Consider the following 20206-nt stretch of genomic DNA (forward strand, 5'->3'; position numbering starts at 1 on the left):
GCCCGTAACGTTCCGTGGCCATGGCCGGTGAAGGCGAGGCTGCCTTGCAGCGTCACCACCACCCGCGCACCCTCCGGCCAGCGCCGCCGCGCCAGCCGTTGGCCATAGCGCAGCGCAATGCGCATCGGCCCCACCGTGTGCGAACTGGACGGGCCAACGCCCACGCGAAACATGTCGAGCACCGAAAGCATGGCGGAATCGTGGACCAGGCGGCGCAGAAGGGCAATGGGGGGCCGCAATGCCTGCCGGAAACTCCAGCCTGTGCGGAGACGAAAGCTGCGCCTAAGCTGGGGCCATGGATGATGTGCTGATCGATCAAGTGAGCCGGTTGCTCGCGCATGAAGCGACGGACGCGCGCCTGCGCGCTTCGCGTGCAGGCGGCCGAGCGGACGGCTGGGACGCCATCAGCGGCGCCGGCCTGCCGCTGGCGCTAGCCAGTGAAGCGGCGGGCGGATTGGCGCTGGATGCGGCGACCGTGCTGGCCATCGCCCGCGCGCACGGCAAGGCCGGCGCGCCGTGGCCGCTGGCCGAAGCGATGATCGACGCGGCGCCAGAGTGTCCGGCCGAGCTGTGGGTGCCGGCGCTGGCCAGCGCCGAGATCGCCGGCCTCGCCGAAACCGTGCTGGCGCTGACCCTGGAGTGGACCCAGACGCGCCAGCAGTTCGGCAAGCCGCTGTCGAAGAACCAGGCGGTGCAGCACAGCCTGGCGCAGATGGCGGCCGAAACCGCTGCAGCCGGCGGAGCGGTCGGGCTGGCAGGCCTGGGCCTGGCGGGTGAAAGCTGGGCGATGGTGGCGGCAGGCAAGGCCCGCGCCAGCGAAGCGGCCGGCGTGGTCGCAGCCCTGGCGCACCAGTTGCACGGCGCCATCGGCGTGACGGCGGAACACCGCCTGCACCTGTTCACGCGTGCGCTATGGCAGCGCCGCGATACGGCCGGCAGCGAACATGATTGGCACACACGGCTGGGCGCTGACGTGCTGGCGCGGGGCAGCCTGTGGCGGCTGGCGACGGACGAACCGCTGCTCGGTCTCGCCGAACCGGCCACGGCCGGTGATCGTTTCCGCTTTCCGGTGGTGGCCGAAACCGCCACGCGTGCCGATTTGCGCGCCGACGTGCGTGATTTCCTGGCCGAGGAGCTCGCCGCCCTGCCCCCGGATGTCCGCGTCCACAGCTGGAACGGCCACAGCCCCGATTTCAGTCGCAAGCTGGGCGAACGCGGTTGGCTGGCGATGACATGGCCGAAGGCGGTGGGCGGGCACGAGAAGAGCGCGCTCGACCGGCTGGTGGTGATCGAGGAATTGCTCGCTGCCGGCGCGCCGGTGGCGGCGCACTGGATCGCCGACCGGCAGACCGGGCCATTGTTGCTCAAATTCGGCACGCCGGCCCAGCAGGCGGCCTATCTGCCCGCCATCGCGCGCGGCGAACTGTTTGCCTGTATCGGCATGAGCGAGCCGGGGGCAGGTTCCGATCTGGCTGCGCTCACCACCCGCGCGCGGCCGGTGGACGGCGGCTGGCGGGTGAACGGCACGAAATTGTGGACCACCTATGCCCACAAGGCGCACGCCATGCTGCTGCTATGCCGCACCGGAGAGGGCCAGCGGCATGAAGGGCTGAGCCAGTTGCTGGTGCCGATGGATACGCCGGGCCTGACCGTGCGGCCGATCATCGACCTGATGGGCGAGCATCATTTCAACGAAGTGCATTTCGATGATGTGTTCGTGCCCGCCGACGCGCTGGTGGGGGGCGAAGGCAATGGCTGGGCGCAGGTGATGAGCGAGCTGGCCTACGAACGCTCGGGCCCCGAACGCTTCCTGTCGACACTGGTGCTGGCAGAGGAACTGGTGGCGGCACTGCCCGAAGACGCGGCGGCGGCCCATGCTCCCATCGGCCGGCTGGCGGCGCATCTGATGGTGCTGCGGCTGATGGCCCGCGGCATGGCGGCGCTGCTGGAGGCCGGTGAAGACCCGGCGCTGGAAGCGGCGATGGTGAAGGACCTTGGCGCGACCTTCGAACAGGCCATCCCCGAAATCGCCCGCAGCCTGTTGCCGCTGATCCCCGATCCGCCCGCATCGCTGCTGGCCACGCTGCACGCCACGGTGCAGATCGCCCCGATGGTGAGCTTGCGCGGCGGCACCCGCGAGATATTGCGCGGCATCATCGCGCGTGGCCTTGGCGTCCGTTAGGAGAAAGAAATGATCGAGCATGTCCTTTACGAACGCGATGGCCACATCGTCACGCTGACCCTCAATCAACCGGAACTGCGCAACCCTGTTTCGGATGACGACATGGTGGATGCGATCCTCGCCGCGTTGGTGCGGCTCGAGAATGATCCGGATGCAAGGGTCGCGATCCTGACCGGGGCTGGCAGCGCCTTTTCATCAGGTGGGAACCTAAAGAAGATGGCGAGCGGTGACGGGTTGGCCAGTGCGTCGCCGATCAAGACCCGGCGCAACTATCTCACCGGCATCCAGCGCCTGCCCCGCGCCTTTGCCGCGCTGGAAGTGCCGATCGTGGCGGCGGTGAACGGCCCGGCCATCGGCGCCGGCTGCGATCTGGCCTGCATGTGCGACATTCGCGTGGCCGGCGAGAGCGCGAAATTCGCCGAGAGCTTCGTTAAGCTGGGCATCATCCCCGGCGATGGCGGCGCCTGGCTGCTGCCGCATGTGGTGGGCCATGCCAAGGCCGCCGAAATGGCGCTGACAGGCGACATGGTGGACGCCGCCGAAGCGCTGCGCATCGGGCTGGTGAGCAAGGTGGTGCCGGATGCCGAGTTGCTGGACGCCGCGCGCGCCTATGCCGCTCGCATCGCTGCGAACCCACCGCAGGCGGTGCGGATGACCAAGCGGCTGCTGTGGGAAGCGCGTCAGGCCAGTCTGGAAACCGTGCTGCAGCTTTCGGCCGCGATGCAGGCGCTGGCGCACACGACCAGCGACAACAAGGAGGCAATGACGGCCTTCCTCGAAAAGCGGCCGCCGCAATTCAAAGGACAGTAGTTCAGCGGGCGTTGAGGTCCCTGCGATGCAGGGTTGCCATCCCGATCACCACCAGGAAGGGCTGCATCACGAAGGTCGCAAAGCCCGCTGTTGTGGCCATGCCGCTCGGCCCGGCGATGGCACGCCACGCCACTTCCAGGCCCAGCATCACGGCGAGCAGAAACAGGGCATCGGATGAAAGGCGGTGCAGGCGAAGGCTGGTCAGGCCCCAATCCAGCAACGTCCGCGCCAGGCAATAGAAGATCAGCAACCAGCAGATATTGCCGGCGAGATGGCTTTCATCCCAGCGCCCCAGAAAACTGCCAAGATGGCCCTGCACCACCAGCCACAATGCCGACATCACGATGAAGGCGCGCTGCACCCAGACAACGCCGCCGACGTTGGTATCACGATCTTGAAACACGTTCGCCACCCGCAACTATGCATCCATTAAGGGTGTAATTGTCGCCGTTTTGCGTTAAAACCCGGTTAACTGCCCAGCCAATTGGCCAAAATACTTTGTTCGTCTTCACCCACACGCGGTGGCGGGCGGCGCATCGTGGCGGGTGTGGCGCTCAACTTGCCAGGAAAAGCAACGCTGGGGATATGGGCGCCGTCTGCCCGCACGAAATCATGCACGACATTGCGGGCGGTGATGAAGGGATCGGCGAACACCTCGCTCACCTTGTTCACCGGCCCGGCCGGAACCCCGGCGGCGGCCAGCCGGTCGATCAGTGGCAGGCCGGGTTCGTTCGCCACCAGCCGCTGCACTTCAGCTTCGATGGCATCGCGGTTGATCAGGCGGGCACGGGCGGTGCCGAAACGCTCATCCTGCGCCAGTTGCGGCACGCCCATCAGCGTGCAGAAAGCGCGGAACTGGCCATCATTGCCGATGGCGATGATGATGGTGCCATCGGCCACATCGAAGGTCTTGTATGGCACCACCGTGGGGTGCCGGTTGCCCAGCCGGCCGGGATCGACGCCGCCCACCAGCCAGTTCATCGCCTGGTTGGCCAGGCAGGCGATCTGGGTATCGAGCAGGCTGATATCGATCTGCTGGCCCTCCCCGGTGCGTTCGGCATGGCGCAGTGCGGCCAGGATGGAAATGGTGGCATAAAGCCCGGTGGTGACATCGGCCATGGCAACCCCGGCCCGCAATGGCTGGCCGCCCTCTTCGCCAGTGATGGCCATGAAGCCACCCATGCCCTGCGCCACGAAATCATAGCCACCGCGGCTGGCATAAGGCCCGGTCTGCCCGAAGCCGGTGACAGAACAATAGACCAGGCCCGGCTTCACCGCCCGCAGGCTCTCCCAATCCAGGCCATATTTCTTCAGGCCGCCAACCTTGAAATTCTCGATAACGATATCAGCCTTCATCGCCAGCTCGCGCAGAAGGGCGGCGCCGGCTGGATCGGCAAAATCCACCGCGATGCTGCGCTTGTTGCGGTTGGCAGCGAGATAATAAGCGGAGGTTCCGATCTCGTCCTCACCGTCCGCGCCTTTCAGGAAGGGCGGGCCCCAGGCGCGGGTATCGTCGCCACGGCCCGGCACTTCCACCTTCACCACATCGGCGCCCAGATCGGCCAGGATCTGCGTGCTCCACGGCCCGGCCAGCACACGCGACAGATCAAGCACACGGATGCCGGCCAGCGCGGCGGGAGCGGTCATTTCAGTCATGATCTGGAGGTAACCGGAAAAAGAAAACGGTGCCAGCCCGCAAGGACTGGCACCGCTCCTAGCCCCCGACCGGGGTTAGCCGTTGCTGAAGGGCGATTGCCCCGATCTGGAGAAATTTGCCGCGATCGTGACGATAAGCCCCCGTACGCGACTGACTCCCCCGAGTCACACTCAGTTCTCTGTTACCAAACTATGAAGGTCCAAGAAAACAGAAAGAAGTTAACAACTTGGCACAGAGGTGATCAGACTCTTTCAAAGATGGCGGCCAGTCCCTGGCCACCGCCGATGCACATGGTCTCCAATCCAAAACGGGCCTTTCGCCGCTGCATTTCGTGACACATCGAAGCCAATATGCGCCCACCAGTTGCGCCGATCGGATGGCCAAGACTGATGCCTGAACCGTTGACATTAAGCTTGTCGGGATCATGCCAGCCCCAGCCTTTCAACACCGCCAGAACTTGCGGTGCAAAGGCTTCGTTCAATTCGACCAGATCAATATCATCCCATTTCATGCCCGTGCGCGCGAACAACCGCTCCACTGCTGGCACCGGGCCGATGCCCATGCGCGACGGATCGCAACCGGCCGCCGCCCAACCGGTCAGCCAGGCCATGGGTTCAAGGCCCAGCGGCTCAAGCAGTTCTTCAGCCACCACCAGACAGGCCGACGCGCCATCGTTCTGCTGGCTGGCGTTGCCGGCGGTCACCACGCCGTCCTTCTCGATGGATTTCAGCAGCGCCAGCTTTTCCGGCGTCGCATCGGCGCGGATGCCCTCGTCCGCCGCAAACAGGATGGGCGGGCCCTTCTTCTGCAGGATTTCCACCGGCACCAGTTCGTCGGCGAACTTGCCATCGGCCCAGGCCTTGGCGGCGCGCTGGTGGCTTTGGGCGGCATAGGCGTCGCATTCCTCGCGGCTGATGCCATAATCCTTGGCGAGGTTGTTCGCGGTTTCGATCATGCCGGAAATCACGCCGTAACGGCTAATTGGCTGGCTCATCACCCGACCCCGCACCAGGCGGTCGTGGAAAGTGGTGCTGCCCATGCGGGCGCCATTGCGGTGGTCGGTGCTGTAATATTCAACCTGGCTCATGCTTTCGACGCCGCCGGCCACGACTATATCAGCCGCGCCCGTTGCCACCCGCATCGATGCATCGATCACCGCCTGCAGGCCGGATCCGCACCGCCGGTCGAGCGAGACGCCCGGCACGGATTCGGGAAAGCCCGCCGCCAACCACGACCAGCGCGCCACGCAGGGCGCTTCGCCGTTGGGGTAGCCGTGGGCGAACACCACGTCGTCCACCCGTTCCGGATCGATCTTGGTGCGTTCGATCAGCGCTTTCAGGATGATGGCGCCCAGTTCGCCGGCCGGTAAGCCCGCCAGCGACCCGCCAAAACGTCCGACCCCAGTGCGAATGGGGGAAACAATTGCTGCGCGCCTCATTGGGTCTTCTCCCGCATCATGGCCTTGGCGATGATCGTCTGCTGGATCTGGCTGGTGCCTTCATAGATCCTAAGCAGCCGTACATCGCGATAGAAACGTTCCACCTTGTATTCCGCCATGTAACCGGCGCCGCCGTGGATCTGCACGGCGCGATCGGCAATGCGGCCCACGGCCTCGCTGGCGTGGAGTTTCAGCACCGAACATTCGCGCGCTGTCACCTCGCCTGCATCAAAGCGCGCCGCGGTGCGTTCGAGCAGGGCAGCGGTGGTCAACCGATCCACCTCCATGTCGGCCAGCATCGCCTGCACCAGCTGAAAATCACCGATGCGGCTGCCGAATTGCTGGCGTTCCATGGCGTAATTCAGGCTCATCTCGATCAGCCGGTCCGCCATGCCCAGCGCAACGGCAGCGATGTGGATCCGGCCGCGGTCGAGAACCTTCATGGCGGTGCGGAAGCCCTGGCCGGGCACGCCGCCGATGATGTTGGCGGCCGGCACCATCACGTCTTCCAGGATCACATCGCAGGTCTTGGCGCCGCGCTGCCCCATCTTGCGATCGGGCTTGCCCAGCGAAATGCCCGGGCTGTCGGCCGGGATGATGAAGGCGCTGATACCGGCAGCACCTTTCATGTCCTGTTCGGTGCGGGCCATCAGTGTGAAGACCGTCGCGCGTGGGGCGTTGGTGATGTAACGCTTGGTGCCGTTGATGCGGTAATGATCGCCCTCGCGCACCGCCGAGCAGCGCAGGGAGGCGGCATCGGAACCGGCGCCCGGCTCGGTCAACGCGAAGCTGGCGATGGCCACACCCATAGCGAATTTCGGCAGCCATTCGGCCTTCTGCGCCTCGGTGCCGTCGATCATGATGCCCTGGCTGCCGATGCCGACGGTGGTGCCGATAAGGCTGCGGAAGGTGACGCTGGCGCGGGTAAGGATGCGCACCAGTTGCGATTCCTCCGCCATGGTCAGGCCAAGGCCACCAAATTCCTCCGGCACGGACAGGCCGAACAGGCCCATCGCCTTGAATTCGGCTACGATATCGGGCGGGATATCGTCGGCTTCTTCCACCGCGTCTTCGGCCGGGATCAGCCGTTCCTCGACATAGCGGGCCAGCTGGTCTTTCAGCAGACCAAAGGTTTCAGTGTCCATAGCTTCACCCCGCGTTCGCTTGCATCGCCACCGTGCCGTCACAGCGGAGCACCTGCAAGCCATCATCGCGAGCGCTGAGCGCGATCGGCTGACCGGCAAACAGCGGCGCCTGGGCCCGGAAGGCGAATGTCTTCGCCTGCCCGTGTCGCCGTTCCCACAGGCCAAGCAGTTGCGCCGCCACCAGCGGGCCGTGGACAACAAGGCGGGGGTAACCCTCCTCGCCTTGCGCATAGGCCAGATCATAGTGGATGCGGTGAGCGTTGGCGGTGGCGGCCGAGAACAGGAAGAGCTGGACTGGGCCGGGGGTAAAGACCGCATCACACGTGGGCGGCGGACTTGCGGGGATAGGCAGCGGCACGGGCGGGCCATCATCGCGCCACACAATCGTCTGCACCTCCTCCAGCGCCTTTTCGCCCTCCTGCCAGATCTCGATGCGCACCTGGCCGAGCAGCAGCGTACCGGTCTTGCCGGTCTTGGACGTCAGGCTGTCGAGCACACGCATCTGCATGGCGGGCATGCCGGCGATCAGCGGGCGGTGAAACTGATAGTCTGCACTGGCAAACATCCGGCGCGGCAGGAAAACCGGAGGGAAGAAGCCGCCCCGCGCCGGGTGGCCATCCATCCCGCGCGGTCCAGGCGGCGGCAGGAACAGCGCGAGATGGCCAAGGGGCGGCCAGCCCAGCGCCTCGACATCCCAGTTCAGCGCCTCGGCCAAGCGCAGCACATCGTGGCCGTGCAGCACCTCCTCGCGCCATTCCGGCTTGGCACACCAGCCTTGCCAGTGGGCGATATCGTCCGGCGTCATGCTACCAGCCCTTCGTCGTGCAGCTTGCCGATGGCGCCACTGGCAAGGCCCAACACTTCGGCCAGCACCGCGTCGGTATCCGCACCAAGCTGCGGCGCCGGCCGCACGGCCCCGCGCGCTTCGCCAGCCAGCGTCGCCGCCGGACCGGCAGCGGGATAGGTGAGGCCGGATTTGTGCGCGATGGTCTGGAACTGCGGATTGGCGGTGAACAGCCGCGCATCGCCATGCACGGCCTCAGCCAATGTCTGATACGGCCCCCAGGTGACGCAGGCCGCATCAAGGCGTGGGCCAAGCTCGGCCAGTTTCTGCGCCGCCATCGCCGCTTCGAACAGCGGGAACAGCAGCGCCCGCTGCGTGAACCGCGCGCCTTCGTCCCTGGTAAAATCGGCTCCCGTCTGGGACTCCACCGCCGCCACGGCGTCGGCCAGACCGAGGGCGGCCACCAAGCCGCGCCATTGTTTCGGCGTGATGGCGACAAGGTAGATGCGCTGGCCATCTGCGGTGGCAAAATCCCGCCCGAACGCGCCGAACAGATCATTGCCCAGCCGGCCGCGATCGTCCTGCAACAGCGCTTCAGCGGCAAAACCGAGATGGGACATCGAGGTGGCAGCCAGATCGGAGAGCGGAACGCGGATCTCGGCCCCCTCCCCCGTCTGCCGGCGGCGATGCAGGGCGCTGACCATGGCAAAGGCCGCCCAGGTGCCGCCGAGCAGATCCCAGGCCGGCAGCACGGCATTCACGGGCCGCGTATCGCCCACCGGCCCGGTCATCGCTGGCACACCCACGGCGGCATTCACCGTGTAATCCAGCGCCGGCTTGCCATCGGCCCAGCCCATGATGCGCGCCGTGATGATGTCGGGCCGGTGCGCGGCCAGCGCCGCGTGGGAAAGGAAGCCATCCACCGGAAAATTGGTCAGGAACAGGCCGGCCTCGTCGCCCGGCGCGGCGGCCAGGGCGAGGGCCAGTTCGCGGCCTTCAGCGCGCGACAGATCAATCTGGATCGAACGCTTGGCCTTGTTCAGCCCCTCCCAATAGAGGCTGTCACCGGCTTCGGTCAGCGGCCAGCGCTTGTAATCCGGGCCGCCGCCGATCTGATCGATGCGGATCACGTCGGCGCCCATCTGGGCCAGATAGAGCCCGCCGGTCGGCCCGGCGACAAAGGCCGCCGCTTCAACAACGCGCAGGCCGTAGAGGAGCTGGTACATCAGCCCCTCCCCTGCTCTGCAATCACATGCGCTCGATGATGATGGCAGGCGCCATGCCGCCGGCCGCGCACATGGTAACCAGGCCGCGCTTCAGATCGCGGCGCTCCAGTTCGTCGAGAACCGTGCCGATCAGCATCGAACCCGTGGCGCCGATCGGATGGCCCAGCGCGATGGCGCCGCCGTTCACGTTCACCTTGTCGCGGTCCAGCTTCAGATCACGGATGAACTTTTCCGCAACCACGGCAAAGGCTTCGTTGATCTCCCACAGGTCGATATTGTCAACGGTCAAACCCGCCTTGGCCAGCGCCTTGCGGGCGGCCGGCACCGGTGCGTTGAGCATCAGCGTCGGGCAATCGCCCATGTTGGCCATCGTCACGATGCGGGCGCGCGGCTTCAGGCCGTTCTTTTCGGCATAGGCCTTGCTGGCCAGCAGCACGGCGGCCGCGCCATCGACCACGCCCGACGAGTTGCCGGCGTGGTGCATATGCTCGATCTTCAGATCGGGATATTTCGCGTTGATCAGCTTGCGGAAGGTCGTGCCCTGCGCATCGAGCGGCATGTCCGCCAGCTTGGCAAAGCTCGGCTCCAGCTGGCTCAGGCCTTCCATCGTGGTCTGCGGGCGCGGGAACTCTTCATGGTCAAGCGCCAGCGTGCCGTCTTCGCGATAAACCGGGATCACGCTCTTGGAAAAACGGCCTTCAGCGATGGCGACGGCAGCGCGCTTCTGGCTTTCCAGGCCCAACGCATCGACGTCGGCGCGGCTAATGCCATCCTTGCTGGCAATCGCGTCACCGCACACGCCCTGGTGGCTTTGCGGGTGATGGGCCTGCAGGCGGGCATTGCCGCTGCCCATCATCATCGGGGCCAGCCCGGCGGCACGCTCTTCCTGCGCCATGGTGGCGGTATAGCTCATCATTTCGGTGCCGCCGGCGATCAGCAGATCTTCCATGCCGCTCATGATCTGGGCAGAGGCCAGGTTCACCGAGGTGATGCCGCCGCCGCAGAAGCGATCCAGCGTCATGCCGCTGGCCTTCAGATCATAGCCGGCATCGAGCGCGGCCATGCGGCCAAGGTCGCCGCCCTGGCGGCCCTTCTGGGTGGAGGTCGACCAGATGATGTCGTCCACCTCGGCGGTGTTGATGTGGTTACGCTCGGCAATGGCCTTCAGCACGGCGGCGGCGAGATGCTGCGGGTGCATGTCGGCCAGGCTGCCCTTCCCCACCTTGCCAATGCCACGCGGCGTGCGGACGGTATCGATGATATAGGCTTCGGCCATTGAAACTCTCCTTGGATTGCTGGGCGCAACCTACGCTTGTGATTGGCCCCGTCGATTGCGGTTTTTGGCAGTCTCAGTAACTCTTCGGCAAGCCCAGCACATGCTCGGCGATATAGGCGAGGATCAGGTTGGTGGAGACCGGCGCTACCTGATAAAGTCGTGTTTCCCGGAACTTGCGCTCGATGTCATATTCGGCGGCGAAGGCGAAGCCGCCCAACGTCTGCATCGCCGCCTCGCCGGCCTGCCAGCTGGCTTCGGCGGCCAGCATCTTGGACATGTTGGCCTCCGCCCCGGCCACTTCGCCGGACTCGTATCGGCGGCAGGCATCGGCAACGACCAGGCTGGCGGCATGGGCGCGGGCGTGAGCCTGCGCCAAGGGAAACTGTATGCCCTGGTTCTGCCCGATCGGCCGGCCAAACACCTGGCGCTCCTTCGCGTAACTGGTTGCGCGATGAAGGAAAAACCGCGCATCACCAATGCATTCGGCGGCGATCAGGATCCGCTCCGCATTCATGCCGGAGAGGATGTAGCGGAAGCCCTGCCCCTCCTCCCCGATGCGGTTGGCGGCGGGGATGCGGACATTATCGAAGAACACCGCCGTCGTGCCATGATTCATCATGGTTTCAATCGGTTGGATCGAAAGTCCGGGGCAGTCGCGCATGTCGAGCAGGAACACCGACAGGCCTTCGGTGCGCTTGGCCACCTGGTCCTTGGGCGTGGTGCGGGCCAGCAGCACCATCAGATCGCTCTGCGCCGCCCGGCTTGTCCAGATTTTCTGACCATTAATCAGATAGTTGTCGCCGTCCCGTACTGCTGTCGTGCGCAAGGACAGGGTGTCGCTGCCCGACGTCGGCTCGGTCACGCCAAAGGCCTGCAGGCGCAGCTCGCCCCGCGCAACCGCCGGCAAATATTGGGCTTTTTGCGCCGCCGAACCATGGCGCAGCAGCGTGCCCATCACATACATCTGCGCATGCGCCGCCGCACCATTGCCGCCGCTGGCGTGGATCTCCTCCAATATCGCGCAGGCCGCCGACAGCGGCAGGCCAGAGCCGCCAAACTCTTCCGGAATCAACGCCGAAAGCCAGCCCTCGCGTGTCAGCGCCTCTACAAATTCAATGGGATAGTCGCTATTCTTGTCTTTCGCCCGCCAATATTCGCCGGGGAAGCCAGTGCAGAGTTTCGCCACTGCGGCGCGGATATCAGGCCAATCGTTCATGCCACCATCAGGCCCTGCCAGCGCCTTGTCTGCAAGCCCTCCTGATGGGCAGGGTTGCGGGACCGGGCTTGCAAGTGGTTCTGGGCCGGGGCAGCCTGCCGCCATGGACGCCCTGCCCCTGCTCCTCGATTGGCTGAAGCCCCGGCTGGGGCATGGCCCGCTGATCATCGGCCTGGCCGGCGCGCAAGGCAGTGGCAAGTCCACTTTAGCAGCGCAACTGGCGAAGCGGCTGCGGGTTTGTGCCGGCGCGCTGCCAAACGGTGCCGGCGCGCTGCCGGATGCTGGCGGCAGCGTGCCCCCCGTGTCTGTTGCCGTGTCCCTCGACGATTTCTACCTGACACGCGCCCGCCGGCAGGCCCTGGCCGCCCAGATCCACCCGCTGTTCGCCACCCGCGGCGTACCCGGCACACATGATCTGCCGCTGCTGCTGGACGTGCTGCTGCGCGTCCGTTCCGGCCGGCCGGTCAGCCTGCCGGTATTCGACAAATTGGCCGACGATCGCCTGCCCCCGCAGCACTGGCGCCGCTTCGCGCGGATCGACGTGTTGATCCTGGAAGGCTGGTGCATCGGCGCCCGCCCGCAACCCGCCGCCCTGCTCGCCGAACCAGTGAACGCGCTGGAAGCCGCCGAAGATCCCCACGCCCTCTGGCGCACCCACATCAGCCAGGCCTTGGCCGGCAGCTATGCCCGCGCCTGGGCGATGCTCGACGCCCTCGCCTTCCTCGCCGCCCCCGATTGGGAAACCGTGCCGCGCTGGCGCGCCGGGCAGGAAGCCGGTCTCACCCGCGCCACCGGCCGGCCGGGCATGGACTCTGCCGCCATCGCCCGCTTCTGCGCCCACTACGAACGCCTCACCCGCTGGCAATTGGCGGATACGCCCCGTCACGCCGGGCTCACCCTGCAGCTGGATGGGCAGCGGCGGGTGATCGGACAGGCGCGTTCCTAGCCCGCGAAAGCCGGCGTGTCGGGGCCGTTGGCGTAGCCGGAGATGAAGGGCTTGATGCCGCCCTCTGGCGGATAGACGTGGCGCGGGTGGCGGCCGATGTCGGTGCCATAAACGTGGATGCTCACCGAGACGATTTCGGCGGCGTTGGAGACTTTGTGGATGTCGCCCAATTCCGGGCCGACCCGTTCGACCATGCCGGGCTGGAGCGTATGGGGATCACCGATGGCGCGCGGTGGGGTGGTGCCGTCGGCGGTGTAGGCCTGGCTGTGTTCGGCGCCGCGCAGCACGCCCACGGCGCCCCAGACGCCATGATCATGGACGGGCGTCGCCTGCCCCGGGCCCCATACGAAGCTGACCACGGAAAAGCGTCCGGCGGGATCGGCATGGAGCAGATATTGCTGGTAATGTTCGGGGTGCGGCTGGGCATAGGCGGGGGGCAGCCAATCGTCACGCGCGACCAGACGGGCCAGCGCGGCAGCAACTGTTTCATGCGCGGCAGGTTGGCCGAGGGCGTGATGCACGGCGGCGATGAAGCGCATCAGGGGATCGGGCGTGTTCATGTGTGGCGAGTGTGGCGCAGGGCTGGGCCTGCGTCAAAAACCGGCTTTCGCTGGCCGGGTTCGGGTGCCACTCTGCACAGGATTTGATCAATGGGGGCAGGCATGAAGCGGTTTTTGATGGGCACGGCGTTGGTGGCGCTGGCGGCGGCGCCAGCTCTGGCACAGGATGCGGCCTATATGCCAGTGAGCATTGATGCCGCGAAAGGGCGCGTGCTGCTCACAATTCCGGCGCTGGATACGGATATTCTTTACTACATCAGCCTGGCCAGTGGCGGCGGATCGGTGGAATTGCCGTTGGATCGTGGCACGATGGATTCAAGCCTGATCCATTTCCGCCGCGTTGGAGCCAAGATCCTGGTGGAGGAGCAGAATCTCGCCTTCCGCAGCCTTTCCGGCGATGCCGCGCACCGCGAGGGCGTGAAGGACAGTTTCCCCACCTCGATCATTGCCAGCCTGCCCATCGAGAGCGACGCTGGCGGCAAGATCGTGGTGGACGCGACCGCGCTGGTGATGCGCGATGCGGCCGGCGTGGAGGCGATCATGCGCCGGGCCAACCAGGGTGCCTACAAGTTCGACGCTGGCCGTTCGGCGCTGAACGCGGCGCGCACCAAGGCCTATCCGCTCAACACCGAGTTGGAGATTTTCGCCACTTTCAGCGCCGACAATCCCGGCGGGCTGGTGCGCGAAGTGGCACCGACACCCGGCCTGGTGACGATGCGGGTGCACCACAGTTTCCTGAAGGCGCCGCCCACCGGCTACGCCCCGCGCGTGGCAGACCCGCGCATCGGGGTTTCCACGTTGAAGTTCAAGGATTTCAGCGCGCCCTTTTCGGGTGGCATCGATACGGAATGGGTGACGCGCTGGCGGCTGGAAAAGAAGGACTCGGGCGCGGCGCTTTCCGAGCCGGTGACGCCGATCACCGTCTATTTCGATCCGGCCATCCCGGCGCCGGTGCGCCACGCCATGAAGCAGGGCCTGCTGTGGTGGAACAAGGCCTATGAAGCCGCCGGTTTCAGGAACGCGCTGGTGGCCAAGGACGCGCCGGCGGACATGGATGCGCAGGATATCCGCTACAATTATATGCAGTGGATCAACCGCGATGAGCGCGGCTTTTCGTCCGGCGGTTCCTATCGCGATCCGCGCACCGGCGAGATCCTGGGCGCAAAGGTGCGGATGGACAGCCACCGCATCCGCACCGTGGGCAATTATTGGGATGCCTATGCCGGCGGCCTGCCGGGCGATGGCAGCGGGGTGACAGTGGCGGATGCTTCGTTGGTGAACGGCCAGTTCGCCGCCATGCCGCAGGGCCAGCGCGACATGGTGCTGCTACGCCAGGCGTTGCTGACGGCGCATGAGTTCGGCCATGCGCTGGGCTTTGGGCATAATTTCGCGTCGAGTCTCAATAACCGCGCATCGGTGATGGAATATCCGACACCGCGGGTGACGGTGAAGGGCGGCAAGCTGGATCTGAGCGAGAGTTTCCAGAAGGCGATCGGTGCCTATGACGTGATGATGGCGCGTTATGCCTATACGCCCTTGGCCAGTGAGAAGGCCGGGCTGGAGGCGATCATTGCCGACATGCGCAAAAAGGGCCTGCTCTATGTGCCGGACAGTGATCCGCGCTGGACCTGGTATGATGATCGCGCGACCCCGGCCGAGGGCCTTGCCGAGGCGCTGGCGGCGCGACGGATCATGCTGGCCAATTATGGGCCTGACAGCGTGCTACTACCGGGTGAGCCGGTGGGCGAACTCAGGAACCTGCGGCTGTGGATGGTCTATCTCCACCACCGCTACCAGGTGGAATCGGCCGTGAAATATATCGGCGGGCTCTATACCGACATCAAGGTGAAGGGCGAGCCCGGCCCGGCGACCAGCCCGATCCCGGCGAAGCTGCAGGTCGATACGCTGGCCCTGCTGCAGCGCGCGCTGTCTCCGGCTGAACTGGCGATCCCGGAAGCACTGCTGGCCGAATTGACCCCCGATCCGGGCCGCAACCTGGAGGATCTGTCCGACGATCCGGTGTTCAACCAGCTGCAGGCCGCGCGCATTGCCGCTGCACTGGTGGTGGAGCCCCTGCTCGCCCCCGACCGCGCGACGCGGCTGGTGAGCCTGCAGGCGCGCGGCATCAAGGGCATCACCCTGCCCGATCTGATCGACGCGCTGATGGCCGTGAGCTGGAACACCCAGACGCCGGGCAATGCCGGCGAGGCTGCGCTGCTGCGCGTGGTGCAGAAGGTGGTGCTGGATGGCCTGATGATCCTGGGGGCGAACAGCACCACCGCCCCGGAAGCCCGCGCGATGGCGCTGCAGACGCTGGGCGATCTGGCCAAGATGCTGCCGACGCGCGGCGGCGATGCCCATGGGGCCAGCTTCAACCGCCAGACCGCCGCCGACATCAGCGCCTATCTCGCCGATCCGGCGGGCAAGGCGCCCAAATCGATTGGCGTGCCGTGGGGCAAGGGCCCGCGCAGCCGCAACCCGCTGCCGCCAGGGCCGCCATTGTGATCCCGGCGCTTCAAGACTGACAGCCGTGGCTCGTTACGACAGCATCGGCATCAACTATGCCGATCTGCGCATTCCCGATGCACGGATTGCGGCGGCGATTGCGCAGGCGCTGGGGCCGGCGCGCAGGGTGATCAATGTTGGCGCCGGCACGGGGTCCTATGAGCCGGCCGATCGCGAGGTCACGGCGGTGGAGCCTTCCATCGAAATGATCCGCAAACGCCGCCACCCGGCGGCGGCCGTGGTGCAGGCCAGCGCCGATGCGCTGCCGTTTGCAAACAACGCGTTCGATGCGGCAATGGCGATCCTGACCATCCATCACTGGCCCGACAAGCAGGCGGGTCTGCGCGAGATGCGGCGGGTGACGAAGGGGCGCATCGTGCTGCTCACCTTCGATCCGGCGCAGCGGCCATGGCTGACGGAGTATCTGCCCGAACTGGCCCGGCTGGACGAGGCGCAGATGCCAACCATGGCGGATTATGCGCGCTGGCTGGGCCCCGTCCGCATCGAGCCCTTGTGGTTGCCGCACGATTGCACGGACGGTTTTCTCTATGCCTATTGGCGGCGGCCAGAGGCCTATCTCGACGCGCACATCCGATCGGGCAGTTCGTCCTTCTGGGCGCTGCGGGGATCGGATGCTGGCCTCGCACGGCTGGCGGACGACCTCCAGTCGGGTGCATGGGATCGACGTTATGGAGATCTGAGGACGAAGCAGACCTATGACGCAGGCTATCGCCTCGTCATCGCGGAACCGGAAATGGCGGCGGACTGAGCGCAAGTCACGCGCAAAGGAAAAGGGCCGGCGCCTCGCGGCACCGGCCCTTCGGTTTGCGGATCGCGCAAGGCTCACTTCACCTTGGCGAAATCCTCGTAATTGATGCCCAGTTGTTCCAGGTAGCTCTTGTACTTGGCCGGGTCATAATAGAATTTTTCCTGTTGCGGCCGCATCTTGCTCATGATGTCGGCGTTCAGCCAGATCGCCGGCTTGTCCTCAGGCGTCAGCAGCGGGTCGTACTTGTCGCTCTTGAACTGCACGTCCTGCTGATAGGTCTTGGCATCCGTGATGATCTTGGGCGTGGTCGCCAGATCGAGGATGGTCATGGCAACGGCCTTGGCGGCGACCACCACGCCCTTGTGGGCGATCGGCGTCGCCATGGCGATGGCCGATTGGCGGTTGTGGCCGATTGCGTTGGGGATGTTGGACGGATAACGGATGGTGACGGTGGGCACCGTCCACATGATGTCGCCAATGTCATCCGAACCGCCGCCCATCGAAACGCCGCGCAGATCGGGCGTCGAAAGCGGCGCGAGCGTCGTGGAGAGCGCCTCCACCTTCTGGCCGTTGGCCTGCTGCATCGCCTTGGCAAAGCCCTGATCGGCCGCAGACCAGCTGGGCAGGCCAACGCTCTTGATGTTGGCGTACAGCGCTTCGGCCAGCGGCTTGTTGCCATAGTTTGGCGCAGCGTAGCCCAGGGTCCGCTTGGTGACGGTCGTATCGGTGGCCATGGCGGCGGCATCGGCGATGCGGTTGCCGATTTCATACAGGCCGCGGATCTTGGCGAAGCTGCCTTCGCGGAAATAATACCAGACGCTGGCCTTTTCCGGCACGATGTTGGGCTGGCCGCCACCTTCGGTGATCACATAATGGCTGCGCTGCGTCACTGGCAGATGCTCGCGCCGCATGTTCCAGCCGATGTTCATCAGTTCAACGGCGTCCAGCGCGCTGCGGCCGTCCCAGGGCTGGCCGGCGGCGTGGGCGGTCTTGCCCTTGAACGTGTATTCCACGCTGACCATGCCGTTGTTGCCGGCTGGGCCCCAGCTCACGCCGAAATCGCGGCCAACGTGCGCGAAGATGGACGCGTCCACATCCTTGAACATGCCGGCGCGCACATAATAGGCCTTGGTGGCGAGCAGTTCTTCGGCAACGCCGGGCCACAGCATCAGCGTGCCCTTGATGCCGTTCTTTTCCATCACCTGCTTGGCGGCGATGGCGGCAACGATCATCATCGGCATGCCGCTGTTGTGGCCTTCGCCGTGGCCGGGGCCGCCTTCTACCATCGGCTTCATCTGCACGACGCCGGGATATTGCGACAGGCCGAGCAGGCCATCGATATCACTGCCCAGCGCGATCTTCGGGCCAGGGCCGTTGGACCAGGTGGCGGTGAAGGCCGTCGGGATGCCGGCAGCGCCGCGCACCACGGTGAAGCCGTTCTTTTCGAGGATGCCCGTCAGATATTCGCTGGTCTTGTGTTCCTGGAAACCGGGTTCGGCATAGCTGAACACCATGTCGACCATTTCCTGCGCCAGCTTGGTCTGCGCGTCGACCAGTTCGGCGGCGACCTTCTTCTGGGCCGGCGTGGCCAGCGCCAGCGCCGGGCTGGCCATCACACTTGCCGCCAGCATTGCGGCGATCATCTTGGCAGTCTTCATCGTCAACGCCCCCCTGTTGGCTTCTCAATATTCGAAACGCACGCCCATACGGTACACGCGGCCCAGCACATCATACAAGTTGCGGTTGGTTTGCGGATAGGCCGGCGTGTTGTTGCCGGTCGGGCCGTTGCCCACCAGCACCGGATCGCTGTTCAGCAGGTTGCGGACATACAGGAACAGATCAACCTTGGATCCGCCCAGCTTCACCTTCTTGGTGATCGAGGCATCCACATACCATTGGCCGGCGATCTGGTTGTTGTTGATCGTGCGGGCCTGCGGCGTGGACGCCGGGCAACCGGTGGTGCACTCGATGAAGTTGTTATCATACACCCCGCCCGAGAAGCCGCGGCCGATCAGGTTGAAGCTCCAGCTGTCGATCTCGTAATTGGCGGTGAGGCGGTAATTCCACGACGGCGTGGCATCGCCGCCGCCGGCATTCTGCCCGGCCAGATCGCGGGCCACGTCGATGCCGTTATCGATGATGTTATCGATATAATGGCTGGCCAGCGCGCGCAGCGTTGCCTTGCCGCCGCCCAGATCAAAGCGGTAGCTGGCTTCCAGATCGATCCCGCGCACCTTCACCGAAGCGAAGTTGAACGGCACCAGCCGGATGCCGGTGACCGGGCTGGACGTGCCGGGCGGGCCGTTGAAGGTCATGAACTGGCACAGATCCTGGCGATTCTGTTCCAGGCACAAAGTGGTGATGGTCTGCGCCGTGATGGTGGCGATGGCGCCGGACAGATCAATGTCGAAATAATCCACCGAAGCGGCAAAGCCGGGCAGGAAGCTGGGCGTGAACACACCGCCAACGCCCCAGGTGAGCGCAACTTCCGGCTGCAGCGTGGTGTTGCCGGTGGTCTGTTCGGTGAACTGATCGGTGCGCTGGCCGCCGCCGGGCAACGGCACGTTCACCGTGTTGGTGCGGGCGGTGCCCGGCGCGAACAGCTCGTTCAAATTGGGCGCACGGATATCGCGGCTGCGCACCACGCGCAGTTTGAAATCATCAATGATCTGCCAGGTGGCGCCGGCCTTCCAGGTGGTGACGCTGCCGCTGGTGGAATAATCGGTCTGGCGGATGGCGCCGTTGAAATCCAGGCCCTTGGCCAGCGGCACCACGGTTTCGGCGAAGAATTCCTTCACGTCATAGCTGCCGCTGGTGACAAGGTAGTTGCCGTAGAGCCAGCCGCTGTTGAACTGCGGATCGACCGAGCCATTCACCCGTTCGCGGCGATATTCACCGCCAAAGGCAAAGCTGACCGGGCCGGCCCAGGTGTCGAACAGTTCGTTGGTGGAAATGTTGATGGCCGCCACGTCCTGACGCAGCGACTGGAAGCGCTGCGGCTGCTGGCCGTTGTTGAACACATAATCGATGGCGGCCTGGGTGACGCCGCCGATACCAATGCGGTTCAAGGGAACGCAGCCGTTGGTCGGAGCGGTCAGGGTCGAACGGCAGACGATGGTGCCGGCCGCGATGCCGGCGGCATTGCCGGCAGGCGCGCGCACCGCATCCTGCGCCAGCGTCACCCGGCTGTTGAGCCAGGTGTTGGTGAGCAGTTCGTTGGTCTTGGCAACACCCACCTGATAATAGGCCGCATATTTCCAGCTGCCCTTGCCCAGTTCGAATTCGCCATCGGCGCCGGCGACGAAGCGATAGACTTCGCGGGTGTTGTTGGAACCGGCGGCCGGGAAGCCATTGTTGCTGGTGCCGATCGAGATGTTGGTGAGGCCGCGCGCCGTCATGTCGGCCACCAGCGCGGTGGGCAGGAAGGCGTTGTCGCGCTGGATGGTGACGCCAACCGACGGCGTCTGCTGGTAGAAGCTGCGGCCGTTGTAGCCGGAATAGCTGTACTGCACGAACGGCACGAAGGCGCTGCTCACCTCAAAGCTGAGGCGGCCAAAGACGTTGCCGCGCTCTTCATCAGGCGACAGGCTGTTGCTGCTCCAGTGGCCTTCGCGGCTCACCCGGAAATCGCCCCCCACCATCCACTGACCGCGATTTGGGCCGTAGGTGAACTGGTTCAGGCTGGCCTGGCC

At 65.4% G+C, this 20206-nt stretch carries 17 protein-coding genes; 5 read left to right on the top strand and 12 right to left on the bottom strand.

Translation table 11 applies throughout. The features are described 5' to 3' along the window. Positions 1-191, bottom strand: a 191-nt coding sequence (locus tag Q7O19_RS10355) for a serine dehydratase beta chain (protein WP_303810394.1), incomplete at its 3' end; no start/stop codon positions are given. Between the two features lie 104 nt (positions 192-295). On the opposite strand from Q7O19_RS10355, the gene Q7O19_RS10360 reads away from it, so the two are divergent. Continuing rightward, positions 296-2182, top strand: a complete 1887-nt coding sequence (locus Q7O19_RS10360; RefSeq protein ID WP_303810396.1) for an acyl-CoA dehydrogenase family protein — start codon at positions 296-298, stop codon at positions 2180-2182. 9 nt (positions 2183-2191) lie between these two features. Further along, the gene (locus tag Q7O19_RS10365; protein WP_303810398.1) at positions 2192-2992 is read left to right on the top strand and encodes a crotonase/enoyl-CoA hydratase family protein; all 801 of its coding nucleotides are present in this window, start codon (positions 2192-2194) and stop codon (positions 2990-2992) included. A 1-nt stretch (position 2993) separates the two neighbouring features. Here Q7O19_RS10365 and Q7O19_RS10370 read toward each other — a convergent pair whose 3' ends face one another. From Q7O19_RS10370 to Q7O19_RS10405, 8 genes are all read right to left on the bottom strand, one after another. Next, the gene (locus tag Q7O19_RS10370) at positions 2994-3395 is read right to left on the bottom strand and encodes a hypothetical protein (RefSeq protein WP_303810400.1); all 402 of its coding nucleotides are present in this window, start codon (positions 3393-3395) and stop codon (positions 2994-2996) included. A gap of 65 nt (positions 3396-3460) precedes the next feature. Then, a complete protein-coding gene (locus tag Q7O19_RS10375; protein ID WP_303810401.1) occupies positions 3461-4648 on the bottom strand; it encodes a CaiB/BaiF CoA-transferase family protein in 1188 nt (395 codons plus the stop codon). Between the two features lie 242 nt (positions 4649-4890). Continuing rightward, the gene (locus Q7O19_RS10380; protein ID WP_303810404.1) at positions 4891-6087 is read right to left on the bottom strand and encodes an acetyl-CoA C-acetyltransferase; all 1197 of its coding nucleotides are present in this window, start codon (positions 6085-6087) and stop codon (positions 4891-4893) included. After that, the gene (locus tag Q7O19_RS10385) at positions 6084-7232 is read right to left on the bottom strand and encodes an acyl-CoA dehydrogenase family protein (RefSeq protein WP_303810406.1); all 1149 of its coding nucleotides are present in this window, start codon (positions 7230-7232) and stop codon (positions 6084-6086) included. The genes Q7O19_RS10380 and Q7O19_RS10385 overlap by 4 nt, the downstream gene beginning before the upstream one ends. Before the next feature lie 4 nt (positions 7233-7236). Then, a complete protein-coding gene (locus tag Q7O19_RS10390; protein WP_303810407.1) occupies positions 7237-8037 on the bottom strand; it encodes a hypothetical protein in 801 nt (266 codons plus the stop codon). Next, the gene (locus tag Q7O19_RS10395; protein ID WP_303810408.1) at positions 8034-9242 is read right to left on the bottom strand and encodes a CoA transferase; all 1209 of its coding nucleotides are present in this window, start codon (positions 9240-9242) and stop codon (positions 8034-8036) included. Before Q7O19_RS10395 ends, Q7O19_RS10390 begins: the two co-directional genes overlap by 4 nt. Positions 9243-9264: 22 nt before the next feature. Then, complete coding sequence (locus Q7O19_RS10400; protein WP_303810409.1) at positions 9265-10518, bottom strand: acetyl-CoA C-acetyltransferase; 1254 nt, start codon at positions 10516-10518, stop codon at positions 9265-9267. Between the two features lie 73 nt (positions 10519-10591). Beyond that, on the bottom strand, positions 10592-11734 hold the full coding sequence (locus tag Q7O19_RS10405) for an acyl-CoA dehydrogenase family protein (RefSeq protein WP_303810411.1): 1143 nt from the start codon (positions 11732-11734) through the stop codon (positions 10592-10594). A gap of 103 nt (positions 11735-11837) precedes the next feature. Between Q7O19_RS10405 and Q7O19_RS10410 the strand changes: the two genes are divergently transcribed. Then, positions 11838-12680, top strand: a complete 843-nt coding sequence (locus tag Q7O19_RS10410) for a kinase (RefSeq protein WP_303810413.1) — start codon at positions 11838-11840, stop codon at positions 12678-12680. Here Q7O19_RS10410 and Q7O19_RS10415 read toward each other — a convergent pair. Continuing rightward, positions 12677-13240, bottom strand: coding sequence for a cysteine dioxygenase (locus Q7O19_RS10415; RefSeq protein WP_303810414.1), 564 nt, complete (start codon positions 13238-13240; stop codon positions 12677-12679). The two genes, Q7O19_RS10410 and Q7O19_RS10415, sit on opposite strands and share 4 nt — an antisense overlap. Positions 13241-13342: 102 nt before the next feature. Here Q7O19_RS10415 and Q7O19_RS10420 point away from each other — a divergent pair, with 102 nt between their 5' ends. Together Q7O19_RS10420 and Q7O19_RS10425 are read left to right on the top strand one after the other, a co-directional pair. Continuing rightward, positions 13343-15745, top strand: a complete 2403-nt coding sequence (locus Q7O19_RS10420) for a zinc-dependent metalloprotease (protein WP_303810416.1) — start codon at positions 13343-13345, stop codon at positions 15743-15745. Positions 15746-15770: 25 nt separating this feature from the next. Then, entirely contained in the window at positions 15771-16514 is a 744-nt protein-coding gene (locus Q7O19_RS10425) for a class I SAM-dependent methyltransferase (RefSeq protein WP_303810418.1), read from the top strand. Between the two features lie 74 nt (positions 16515-16588). On the opposite strand, the gene Q7O19_RS10430 is transcribed toward Q7O19_RS10425, so the two are convergent. Together Q7O19_RS10430 and Q7O19_RS10435 are read right to left on the bottom strand one after the other, a co-directional pair. Continuing rightward, complete coding sequence (locus Q7O19_RS10430) at positions 16589-18172, bottom strand: amidohydrolase (RefSeq protein WP_303810420.1); 1584 nt, start codon at positions 18170-18172, stop codon at positions 16589-16591. Positions 18173-18196: 24 nt separating this feature from the next. Then, positions 18197-20206: TonB-dependent receptor (locus tag Q7O19_RS10435; RefSeq protein ID WP_303810422.1), on the bottom strand; the 2010-nt coding region annotated here is incomplete at its 5' end.

Source organism: Sandarakinorhabdus limnophila DSM 17366 (assembly GCF_945882885.1).
GTDB lineage: Bacteria > Pseudomonadota > Alphaproteobacteria > Sphingomonadales > Sphingomonadaceae > Sandarakinorhabdus > Sandarakinorhabdus limnophila_A.

What these genes read in the sequence shown, in the direction of transcription:
- Q7O19_RS10360 (WP_303810396.1), top strand. Translation starts at nt 296, where the DNA reads ATGGATGATGTGCTGATCGATCAAGTGAGCCGGTTGCTCGCGCATGAA.
- Q7O19_RS10365 (WP_303810398.1), top strand. Translation starts at nt 2,192, where the DNA reads ATGATCGAGCATGTCCTTTACGAACGCGATGGCCACATCGTCACGCTG.
- Q7O19_RS10375 (WP_303810401.1), bottom strand. Translation starts at nt 4,648, where the DNA reads ATGACTGAAATGACCGCTCCCGCCGCGCTGGCCGGCATCCGTGTGCTT.
- Q7O19_RS10380 (WP_303810404.1), bottom strand. Translation starts at nt 6,087, where the DNA reads ATGAGGCGCGCAGCAATTGTTTCCCCCATTCGCACTGGGGTCGGACGT.
- Q7O19_RS10385 (WP_303810406.1), bottom strand. Translation starts at nt 7,232, where the DNA reads ATGGACACTGAAACCTTTGGTCTGCTGAAAGACCAGCTGGCCCGCTAT.
- Q7O19_RS10390 (WP_303810407.1), bottom strand. Translation starts at nt 8,037, where the DNA reads ATGACGCCGGACGATATCGCCCACTGGCAAGGCTGGTGTGCCAAGCCG.
- Q7O19_RS10395 (WP_303810408.1), bottom strand. Translation starts at nt 9,242, where the DNA reads ATGTACCAGCTCCTCTACGGCCTGCGCGTTGTTGAAGCGGCGGCCTTT.
- Q7O19_RS10400 (WP_303810409.1), bottom strand. Translation starts at nt 10,518, where the DNA reads ATGGCCGAAGCCTATATCATCGATACCGTCCGCACGCCGCGTGGCATT.
- Q7O19_RS10405 (WP_303810411.1), bottom strand. Translation starts at nt 11,734, where the DNA reads ATGAACGATTGGCCTGATATCCGCGCCGCAGTGGCGAAACTCTGCACT.
- Q7O19_RS10410 (WP_303810413.1), top strand. Translation starts at nt 11,838, where the DNA reads ATGGACGCCCTGCCCCTGCTCCTCGATTGGCTGAAGCCCCGGCTGGGG.
- Q7O19_RS10415 (WP_303810414.1), bottom strand. Translation starts at nt 13,240, where the DNA reads ATGAACACGCCCGATCCCCTGATGCGCTTCATCGCCGCCGTGCATCAC.
- Q7O19_RS10420 (WP_303810416.1), top strand. Translation starts at nt 13,343, where the DNA reads ATGAAGCGGTTTTTGATGGGCACGGCGTTGGTGGCGCTGGCGGCGGCG.
- Q7O19_RS10430 (WP_303810420.1), bottom strand. Translation starts at nt 18,172, where the DNA reads ATGAAGACTGCCAAGATGATCGCCGCAATGCTGGCGGCAAGTGTGATG.